This is a genomic window from Marinilabilia sp. (genome assembly GCF_016278715.1).
GTDB lineage: Bacteria > Bacteroidota > Bacteroidia > Bacteroidales > Marinilabiliaceae > Marinilabilia.
The window spans coordinates 23982-35663 of record NZ_JADQBH010000079.1; the positions used below are offsets into that span (position 1 = coordinate 23982).

Genomic DNA, 11682 nt, shown 5'->3' on the forward strand with positions numbered 1-11682 from the left:
TGATACAAGCAGGCAATATTTTACGTATGTGAATGACGATACAAATGGCCTGGTTCATCAGTTCGGAAGTGATGAGATTGCAGTCAGGGCAAAGTTTATTCCCCCTCAGTTGCGCGTCATTCAGGATATAGAGCGGGATTTTGATTTGCTACATTTCAAAGATTCTTTATTAAATAATTACTCCAATAGCATCTATTTTATGGTAACACTAAAACCCACCCCAAATTGCAGGGTGCGTGATTTACGATACTTTAATGTTACCGATGAAAAAGAATTTGACGCCAGGCAAAGGGATCTTCACTATGACATGGCCCAATGTTTTATTTTGAAAACTGTTGTCAGAGAATATGCACCAAAACTCTGTCACCTTGAACAAGACTTTGCTTCCGGAGGAGGTCTGAAATTTATACTGGTTTTTGTGCCTGAAAAAGAGATAAATCAGGGGATGGATCTTGCAGCAGGTGATTTAGAGTTACATTTTTCAGATCCCTTTTTTGAAATTCCTTCCGTTCAATTTGCCTTTAAAAAACAGGATTTAAAGGCAATTCCAAAACTTAAGAAATAATATAACCATGAAGAGTAGACATAATAGGTTTCTTCGTTTCTCTTGTCTTTATGTGGCAATAAACATCCTGGCTGTTTCCTTTATCCCCGGCACTGCATATGCCTTGACAGCAGGTCCTGCTTCACCGGAGTTTTCCTCTTTTACACCGGTTTCATCAACAGAGATGGTAAACACTTTCACAGGTGATTTTTCCTATAATCTTCCTGTTATTGAGGTGCCGGGGCCGCATGACAGCGGGTATTCGCTTTCTCTTTCGTATAATAGTGGAAATACTGCAGAGATGGAGGCATCCTGGGTAGGATTTGGGTGGAATCTGAGCCCTGGCAGTATAAACAGATCTGTACGTGGTTTGCCGGATGATTACAATGGTAAGGAAATAACCTATTTAAATAAGATGCGACCTAACTGGACAGCCACATCCACTGCCAGAGCTGGTATGGAATTATTTTCAAAGGATCTGTCCATGGGGCTGAGTGCCAGCAATATGCATCGGATAAACAATTATACAGGATACCAAAATGTAAAATCGTTTGGTGTTAACTTTAACGGGTGCGTGGGTTTAGATGTCTCCAAAGACGTAAATGGAGTTACTTACCGACCTTATGTCTCTCCTTTGGGTTTATTTAACACATTTTTTAAGAAAACGCAGAAAGATCCTAACCGGACTGCCATACAAAACAGGGATAGAACATACGAAGCCCGAAGAGAAAATCGCTTTAACCCTTCCGTTTCAATTGGAGGCCTTAATCTTGGCGCCAATACTTTTTCAGTTTCTCTGTTGCCACCTACTCCAAAGCCTTTTAATTATCCCGAGTACAATGGGATATCTATTAACTGGTCGGCTTCTGTCCAGGCAAATCCGTCTTCTGCTCCTGTAGGATTAGAAGGTGGAAAAATGGGAACTTTTTCTTACAGGTATAATGTTGCAAGATCTTCACCTAAAGCGTATGGATATAATCACACCCAGTGGGCAGATATGGATAAGGAAAAAGTGTCTGATTATTTTGTCGAAAAAGACAGACCTTTTCATGTTTCAAATTACTTTATAGGGATACCCTATAGCAGCTATGATATATATAATGTTAGCGGAGAGGGAATAGGTGGCAGTTTTCGGCCTTTTTTATCTCAAAACGGGCATTGGAGTCCACGTAAATCAAGTAGTAAAACCCGCCATATTCAAAGAGGATTTGAAGTAATGGTAGGGGCAAATATTGGTGCCGGGCTGGACTTTGGAGCCGGTTATCAAAAAACCACTGTATCTGATTGGTATCATGAAAAAGAGAATGAATTTTCTGCCAATAATGTTATGTACAGATTTAGTAACGACATGGGCGGGCAGATCTTTTATGGCGAAGGAGAAACAGCTATAAATAGAGCTGGTATTTCTGAAATTGAAAATGCAAATTATTCCGGTACGCCAACAGATAACCTCCGGCCTTTTCAGCGTGAAAACTCTGGTAATTCTGCTTATATAAAGGAGATCATAACCGGTGGAATCATCACCGGAATGGACATTGTAAACAAAGACGGGATAAGGTTATTATACAATGAACCCATAAAAGTACGAAATGAAACCTCACTCACCATTAACATTGACCCCGATAAACAGCTTGTAGAAAATCGATTTTATGCATTTGCTCCGCTGGCATTATCACAGAGCAGATGGAATGGTCAATACAGGGTTGATGATTCAGGGATTAAAGAGCACCAGACTTTAATGGGACAAATTAATCCCAATGAATATGCATCTAATTTTCTTCTGACAGAGATTCTAACGTCTTCTTACATCGATTCTGATGATAAAGCCGGAGTTTCTGTCGGAGATTTCGGTGGGTGGACCAGATTTTCATACAGAACAGCATTCGGAGGTAATGGTACGCCGTGGTATCGTTACAGGATGCCTTATAACGGATTGCACTATCAGCAAAACTCTATTTCTGATCCTAAAGACGATACCGGCAGTGTGGATACCGGCGAGAAACAGGTGAAATACCTTTATACCATCGAAACAAAGACCCATATTGCCTATTTTGTAACTAATAAAACTGAGAATGACAACCCCTATTTAAGGGGAAGTGGCAATGACAGGTATGACGGAACCGGAGCTAAAGAATTATTGGCCAATGATGATCCTGCTTCCACTCTTAGTGACAATGAGGGAGTTTTTGAATCCGACACGAAATTGGAGTATCTCGAGAAAATTGTTCTTTTCACGAAGAGGGGGGACGATAATTTAGAGGATTATCAAAAGCCGGTGAAAACGGTTCGTTTTGAATATGATTATAGTTTAGTCCCGAATGTTGCAAATAATATAAACAGCAATTTTAATTATTATCAAAAAAGTAAGGTTAGCAAAGAGAACAACGGAAAGCTTACCTTACGGAGGGTTTGGTTTGAATATGAAGGAGTTGTTTCGGCCAATATAAGTCCTTACGTTTTTGATTATCATTACCCGGTGGCAGATAAAGATTCCAAACTGGCAGCGTTTTTTAGCGCAGAATCTGCCTTGACCGATGATTTGCAGAATCCACCCTATGCCCCATATGCTTTGGATGCATGGGGAAACCAATCTCCCAACAGTGAGGAAAGACGAAACAATGGAGTTGCGTGGGTGGATCAAAGTGCGTTTGTGGATGAGACTTTGCGATACGATCCGGCAGCTTATCAGTTAAAATCCATCCGGTTGCCCTCCGGCGGATCGATACACGTGCAATATGAACCCGGGGATTATGCTCATGTTCATGATCGCACGGCAATGGCAATGGCAAGAGTGGCTTTACCTCAGGGTGCAAGGGGCCCTTCCTATGAAACCGATTCTTATTTCATCAATACTGAAGATTTAGGGGTGGATTCGAGTAATGAAATGGAAGTGAGAGCCTTGGCGGCCAAAATAAACGCTCATTTTTTGGGAGATGGTCAGGACAATGTTCCGTCGCGTAAGATTTATTTCAAATATCTTTTTTCACTTTTAGATGATGCACCCGGACTTAATAATTATCGGTCAGAATATATTACCGGCTATGCGGATTTTGACGGAGCGAGCGTAGTCTGCCTGGACAGCAATGGGGAAAGCGGTTGTGCGAAATTTGGAATTGAGGTCGAAATTGGGGGTAGAGAAGAAGATGAAGGCGGGGGTAACAAATCTTTAACGCCACGAATGGCATGCTGGGAGTTTGTAGCCAACCAACGTCAGGGCAAGATAGCCTCAGCCAATGGCATTGAACCACATTATGAAGCAATATATGACAATGCATTATCAGATATGGCTAATGGAGGTGATCCGGTTGATATACTTCGGGGATCCGGAACTGTAATTGATTTGCTTACGGATATGGCTTTGGGTAAAGGTTTGTCATCAAAAGGATATCAAAATATCAAGAAGGAAGACCCACGAGTGGGCCAACGAATTGCAGAAGACTATTCTTTTCTGAAACTACCCGTGTTGAACAATAAATATGGCGGTGGTGCCCGGGTAAAGCGTTTGCTTCTTCATGATCCGGGTATCGAATCGGGCGATGAGGTGGTGCTGGGAACTGAATACCGGTACGTGATGGAAGACGGCATTACCAGTAGCGGAGTGGCCACTAATGAACCTGCTTTGGCCAGAGAAGAAAATCCGCTGGTGGATTTTATGCCGCGAAAAGGAGAAAAATGGTGGAAACAACTGGTAAGCGGAGAGGTGCTTGATCAATTGGAAGGCCCCATTGGTGAATCAATATTACCGGGGGCATCCATTGGCTACCGACGGGTAGTGTCCGAGAACATTCATAAAGGAAAAACCGGAAACGGATTTACCATAGATGAATATTTCACCGTGTATGATTTTCCGTTCGACAGGGTTTACCCGGGGCAAAATGATGAGGACCTCGATTTTGATGGCTCTGCAAACGCGAGTACCTCTCTGGCAAAATCATCTTCTCCTGATTTGAAAATTCTCACAGGTTTGTTTAATTATATTGATTCAAAGCAAGCTTTATCCCAAGGTTTTAGATTCTTACAGGTAAATACCCACGGGTTGCAAAAACGAACTGCCACATACAGCGGAGACTACGACCAATGGATGGCAGGCACAATGCCTTCATACATTGTTGCTGGACAGGAATTTGAATATTTTAAGCCGGGAGAGAAGATTCAGGTGTTAGAAATGGATAGCAATGGCGAGCTCGTGAGTGGGTCGATGGTACCCGGAAAAGAGGTGGACATTGCACGCGAAAGCAAACATGTTAAAGATGTCAGTCTCGATTTTAGCGTTGAAATTGATATCAGTGTAGGATTGCCATTGATAATATTTGTTGGTGTATGGCCAGCGTTTACCTATACAAACAATGAACTGTTTCAGCATGCTACAACCAAACTGATCAGTTACCCTTCAATCTTGAAAAGTGTTACAACTACTGTTGAGGGCATTTCTTCAAAGTCCGAAAACATTGCTTTTAACAAGTTTACCGGGGACCCGGTAATGGTAAAAAACAGTGACTCATATAGCGGGTCGTATAATCCGTTAACGGGAGAGAACAGAGAGGGTGACCTCTACTCCTTTTCCATTCCTGCAAGCTGGGTTTACAAAGAGATGGGGCAAAAGGCTGAAGATGAGTCTTATTCGAATCAGCTGAACAGTCAGGTGGCCAACTTCCTGGTGCATGACGTAAAACCCGATGCGGAGTGGCTCAATGCACCTCAAAACCTGATTAGTGCAGTTGTTAATACCTACGCGAACCAATGGGGTACTTTTTTGAGCGATGAAAGCCGTATTACAGATATGTACCCGGGTTTTGACGATGCAAGGACGGACATGAATGAAAAATGGCTGCCCAAAGCATCTTATACCTACAAGGAAGAAGTGGATAATGCTAGTGATGCTTCGAAAAGAGGGACTTTTAATATAGGGCGTAAAATATGGGGCGTAAATAAAGTTTTCACACCCGAAGGCTGGCTTAAAACCAACGAAACAACAAAATACAGTCCGAACAGCGAGGCTCTTGAGCAGATTGATGTATTGGGAATTCCATCAGCCGTTCTTTATGGGAGCCAATACGGAAACAATGTTCCGGTAATGGTAGCCGAAAATGCCAACTATAACAGTCTTCTTTTTCGGGACTTCGAGGCACCCGGAGCATCTTCGGAGGTGGCGCATTCAGGCCGTAATGCAGAAACCGTTGATGGAATTGATAATTTGCTTCCGGGTATAATAGCCACGCCTTTGCTTAAACAACAAGGAGGGCTGATTCAGTTCTGGTTAAATGAATCTCTTGAGGGATTAAAACTTGTTTTCTCAGGTGTGGAGACGGCGGTGGAAATGGAGGCAGTCTCCAGTGTGGAAGGCTGGACGCTTTACCGGGGCGTGATTGAACCGATTGAACATTTAGGCACTCTGTCTGACGGAACGGAATTGGTTCCCCTTCTCGTTTTCGGTGAGGACAATCCTCCTGCCGGTCTGTTTATTGACGACATACGTTTTCAACCATTACATGCAACGGCCACTGCATATGTTTATAATCCATTCAACTACAGATTGATAACGCAATTCGATGACCAACACTTTGGAACCTATTTCCAGTACAATAAAGAAGGCAAGTTGGTGCGAAAAGTACTTGAAACCGAGAGAGGACGGCATACCCTGCAGGAAATGCACTATAACACTCCAAAAGTAAACAGATGAGAACAGCGTGTTTATTATTAATGTTGACTTTTGGCGTCAACATATTAACGGGTCAAATTGACGGAAGGGCGGTAGCTCTCGGGCATATCGAACAACTTGCCGGAGCGGCATCGCTTTCGGGTGACAAGGTGTTCTTTATCGATTCCGAGATAGCTTCTTTTCCACGCAACGATTTAACCAATCCGAAAAGAGTTAAGATTAAAATCTATTTGTCAAACGATATTCAGCATTACGACGCTGGCATTATTCAAACCTACCAGGATGGTAATGAAGTTTTCTTCGTGGTGCCTGACGAAAAGTCTGTTTACCGTAACAATGTGGTCGACTCTGATATGACTGCCAATATTGTTGCAATGGCCAATTTGCAAAAAGAGTTAATCAAATCATCTGAGCTTACAGCTATGGAAGAGCATTTGGAGGATGGGGACAAAAAATGGACGATTAATTTCAAGGTGTTGCCGGAGGTGACTGAAAATTCAGGCGTTGAAACCATGGCGTTTATATATAACGAGACACAGGAGCAAATTGATGAGGTGAAACTCAGGTTTTCTGCTGATAATCAGTTGGCTTTGCAGGTGATGAAATACAATCGTTTAAGTTTTGATTACCGGGATGAAAAAATGAAAGCTCCGGCTTCGGATTATGTTTTAAACCGGAGTGGACAGCTCAAAGAGGATTTTTCCGGCTATCAGTTAATTGATTTAAGAGATACCAACCATGAATAGAGTACTTTTTATATTGACCGTAATTATGGTGGCGGGATTAAACACTGTTTCTGCCCAGATATTTGAAGAATTTAAGTTACGTGAGGATCTTAGTTTCTCTGGCGAAACCACTGTGGATATCTTTTCTGAATTGCCGGAAAACAGGAATGTTTCCCGGGCTGCATTATATGTTTCATTTGATTTTGGTGAGCGGATTGTACCAACCAGTTCTCTTCCCACCGATGATGATGTAATTCACATATCCTTTTCTTTGGCTGCCTATAAGGACGGGGTGGCAATGGAAGATTTCTTTGGATCAGCTGAACATTCTCTTACTATATCAAGCAACAGGCCTGAGGCATTTTTCATAAGGGATTTTCCGGTTAGTCTAGATGCAATGGTCTCTCCTGATAATTTCCCCAATGAAATAAAAGTAATTGTTCATGACAATAATATCGACAATTTTCCTTCAGTAAGTAATATCGTCCGGTTCGGCCTTAACTACGAAGAGCGTTATGGTGTGGATTGCAATGAATTTAGCATTGATTTCATTGAAACGTTGAATGAAAATCCATTATTAAATGAGATAGTTTTTAAATGGAATATGAACCAGGATTTTCCCGGATCCTATTTTCAGCTCCAGGTGCTTAGGTTGTTTAATGAAGCGCCTGAATATGCAGATAATGATAGCCGTGTTGCAGCGGAGGTTAATTGGGATGATGCCGGAACATATATTCTTAAAAATCCATCTGAAGATGATGCCGGACGGTATAATCAGATGTTTACAATAACTGAGGGAACGGGTTTTTATTTATGGAGAATTCGACCCGTTAGTAACTTTTTTAAAGGCGGATTAGCCAATCCGCTGAATTACGGCGAATGGTCGTCGGCTCCGGCCCCATTGGAGGGTGAAACAGTTGATTATTCACTCGATGATGCCGGTTCGTGGCCCAATGCCTGTTTTTATTTTGTGGATATGCAGGCCGAAAGAAACTACAGTTACAGTCGGGTGTTTACCGAACACGGAAACAACAAGGAGCTGGTCACCTATGCCAACAGGCTTAACCAGGTGCGCCAAAAGTCAACTTATTTGCCTTCCGAAGATGTTTCGGTGGTTACCCAAACGGTACTCGATAATACCGGGCGACCTGCTCTGGTTACCCTGCCGGTGCCTGTAGATGGCAAAAACCTAGGGTACCGAACCGACTTTGTAACTACCCCCGGGGGTGAATTGTATAGTGCCAAACATTTTGATCAGGAGGATAATTTTCAAAGTCCTTCACCGGTTTCTGCCACCGGGGATTTTAAATACTACGAAAATAATACCGAAGATCCGGTCGCCTCTGCGGAAGGTTACCCTTTTACTCGTACCATTTTTTACAACGACGGCTCCGGCAGGGTTAAAGAACAAAGTGGTGTAGGCAAAACGCACCGGATTCATAATGGCCCAGAAAATCTGAAAAGAACCACCCGCCATTTATACGAAGCTGCTACAGCCACCGAGTTGGAAGCCCTTTTTGGAGATGAAGCTCCGGATTATGAGAGTGTGTATAAAAAAATAATCATAGATCCAAACCAGGTTGCATCCGTATCTTTTGTTAACAAAGACGGGCAAATCATTGCCACCGGACTTTCGTATTCTTCAGAATTTCAGCCTTCTGCACTTGAGGAACTAGATGGAGGTGGAGGTGTGAGTACTCCGGTGCGCAATGAAATTACTCAGAACACGAAGACAGGAGAGGGTTTTGTCAGTAGCAAGCGTATTTATGTACCACATGCACAACCTCTCTCACTTGATTATCGGGTGCAGGTATATGAACTTGAGCAGTTATGTATATCTCAGGAATTCGATTGTAATTATGAGCTCTCTGTTTCTGTTACCCGAATTTTGGATGACAATTCAATGGAGGATGTCGAAGTAGACCAGTCAGATTTGGAGCTTTCCGAGAGCGTGATTGATGGAACCAGTTATATGGTGGCTTCTACTATTGTTGATTTACCAGCAGCCGGGACCTATGTGATAGAAAAAAAACTGATCCCTCAGGGGCTGGAGATGAGCGTCTTTGCTAATACCTCGGTTATTAATGGTCAGGTAATGCCACTTGTTACCTTTTTTACTGATCTATTGAATGATGTAAAAACCCGTGAAGAATTGGACGATTTTTTTGTAATCCTAAAGGAGGTGTCGCAGTATCTGAATTCCGGTGAATTTTCTTCACTTAGAACAGTGCCTCCCTATAATATGATTAGTGGTGCATGGTGGAATATATATGAAGACGAGAAATACACAGATCTGTTTAGTTTGGGCCTTAGTTACCTGGATGATGAACAAGAAAATATTAGTGCCATGCAGTTGTCGACCCCATGCTGTCAGAATATGGACATCCCGGTGAATTGGGAACCTCCGTTTGATTGTTCATTGACTGATCGCAACAACGATGGAGATATTGATTTGTTGGATGTGCCTGATTTTGAGGGTTACATGATTGATGTGCTTTACGATGCCATCATTTACAGATATTCTGATAGAGAGTATAGCACAGAGGCAGATATGATTGCAGCATTTTATGAGGATTTTCTTTCTGGTTGGGGGGTAGCATACGGAACTACTCCTGTAGTATCATTCACCCAGGATGGAACCCCAAAGATAGAGCAATTACCAGGAGTGGTCAATGAGATGGTGTATCACATGCTTACTGATGTATATCCCGGTTCTTTCAATGAAGAACATAAAGTTCAGTATGACTGTGAGGAGATTTTTGAATGCTGGTCTGCTGTGGTCGCACAACTCCACCTATTGATAGCTCCCGGAAGTGACTTTGATTATTCTCTGGGAATGCAGGAAGGAGGTTCTGTTTCTACTGCCTATATAGATGAACATAAAGGAAATGAAGATATATACGAAAAAGGCCATGATAAACACTTTAATACTGGTCTGAAAGGAGGGTGGTTCTTTACCCGTTGGTTGGCCAAAAGAAAGGTTTCTAAAAAAATGCGGAGGCTTAGGGTTGATCCAAACGTTAATCCGGATGATGAAGGTGCTAGAGATCAAATGCCTCCATTTCATCTGGTTAAAGCTTTTTTGGATTGTGCTGGGTATAAGTTCGCCAAAATTCTGACACCTTTTGATGCCGTGCCAATGAGTTATGATGAATATCGGGATTCTGAGTTTGCTTACACTGGACAGAATTTTGATAATCCGCCTGTCCCTATTGCTTTTAATTATGCTCCTGATGATTACCTTTCTTCTGTTGAGTTTACTAAAGAAGACCGAAGTAAGTTTTTTATGCCTATAGAAAATTGGGGCCCAATGGATGTGGCGAATCCGGGACATCCAAACCCGGAAACAGATAAACCTTTGTTCCCCAATGTTCGCAATCCTTTCTATGCTTTCAAATACTTTTATTACGATATGATGGGTGACCCCGATTTCCAGGTACTCGAAAGTTCGGTCTGTTTCGTGGATCCCAACGATTGTTATGAGGTTGAGATGATTGATGGTGAGGAGTTTTACAAGACCAATGTTGATGTGAATGGTGTTACAACCCGGGTCACAACACCTTGTTGCATTGATTCATTGGGAGACCAATCATTCTGTTATGAGGATTCCGATTATTATGGTCCGGGACAATCAAAGCAGGTAGTTCGCGAGTTTGCCGGAGTGGGAAGGGTAAAATGCCCATATACCTACGAAAACTGGTCTTCTGCTCAAAGATTATCTTTTTTCCAGATGATTGCTGATTACCGATTGCCCGATCCGGATGATCTCAATTTTGATGACGAGCAAAATAGTCCTGTCATTTTAAATGATTTTGTAGAGACCAACACCTGGTATTACAACACTTATCAGTCAGATAACAATGATGCAGATCCCTATTTGCCAGGTGATGAATGGGAACTGAGTGAGTTTAGGAATGAGTTTAATCAAATTATTCCGCATGGCGACATCAACCTGGGAGACAACCAATTTATTTTCGTGGAGAAAGAGATGCACGATGCTGAATTGCAATGTCTGAGTGAATGTGAGAAAAAGCGCGATGAATTCAGACGCAAGCTGTATGATATGCTGCTGGAGCGTTGTTATACCATTGGCGGATGCCGCACCAATGACCCATCGACCTGGGATGTGGTGCCCGAGGATGATATTGAGATGATGATAAATGCAATGGTGTTGCATTGTTCGGAGCAATGCGATATGAACACTTTTTCTGTTGAACAAATAAATACCCGACGTTTGGAAACACCACTTGTCGAGGTTGGCCCCAATGGGTACGAATACAAGTTTCAATATGGTATGGGGGGCATGCCCAATGCCGGCGCTGCCGGATATGCCGATGACAACTCAGTCATTGCACAACCCTTTACCGGTGCCCGCGATAACATTCGCTATTTGTTCGATTACAAAAATCAGCCTTACAATTTCAATCTCTCGTGGTACCAATATACTGCGCACAAACAGGTGATGGAGTGGGATTTTGAAATTACACTCCCAGGCAAATGCGAAGACCTCGCCAACGAGGAAGCCGATTATCCATCTGCCCAGGCTGATGATCACTTTTTACCACGCGACAATTATGAGCTTAATCCCAATATGATACCCGATACCGACAGTCCGGCACTTAACGATCCGGTGGTGTCCCCATCGGTGCTTTTGCAACGCAGCGGTGGACCCGGGTTTGATGAGAATGGGGAACCGGAGGAATAAAAAATACCAAAGAGAATAATTGAATTTAGTAAGAGTTTTGCTATTAAAA

General features: G+C 42.6%; 4 protein-coding genes. All 4 read left to right on the plus strand.

Translation table 11 applies throughout. From position 1 onward, the window contains the following. The first annotated feature begins 28 nt into the window (after positions 1 to 28). From QZZ43_RS05185 to QZZ43_RS05200, 4 genes are read left to right on the plus strand one after another with little or no spacing between them, the layout of a single operon-like run. Positions 29 to 565, plus strand: a complete 537-nt coding sequence (locus QZZ43_RS05185; protein WP_291856862.1) for a hypothetical protein — start codon at positions 29 to 31, stop codon at positions 563 to 565. Between the two features lie 7 nt (positions 566 to 572). Continuing rightward, positions 573 to 6224: a hypothetical protein gene (locus tag QZZ43_RS05190; protein WP_291856863.1), complete on the plus strand. Its 5652-nt coding sequence runs from the start codon at positions 573 to 575 to the stop codon at positions 6222 to 6224. Further along, complete coding sequence (locus QZZ43_RS05195; RefSeq protein ID WP_291856864.1) at positions 6221 to 6949, plus strand: hypothetical protein; 729 nt, start codon at positions 6221 to 6223, stop codon at positions 6947 to 6949. Before QZZ43_RS05190 ends, QZZ43_RS05195 begins: the two co-directional genes overlap by 4 nt. Next, positions 6942 to 11633: a hypothetical protein gene (locus tag QZZ43_RS05200; protein ID WP_291856865.1), complete on the plus strand. Its 4692-nt coding sequence runs from the start codon at positions 6942 to 6944 to the stop codon at positions 11631 to 11633. Before QZZ43_RS05195 ends, QZZ43_RS05200 begins: the two co-directional genes overlap by 8 nt. Positions 11634 to 11682 lie beyond the last annotated feature (49 nt).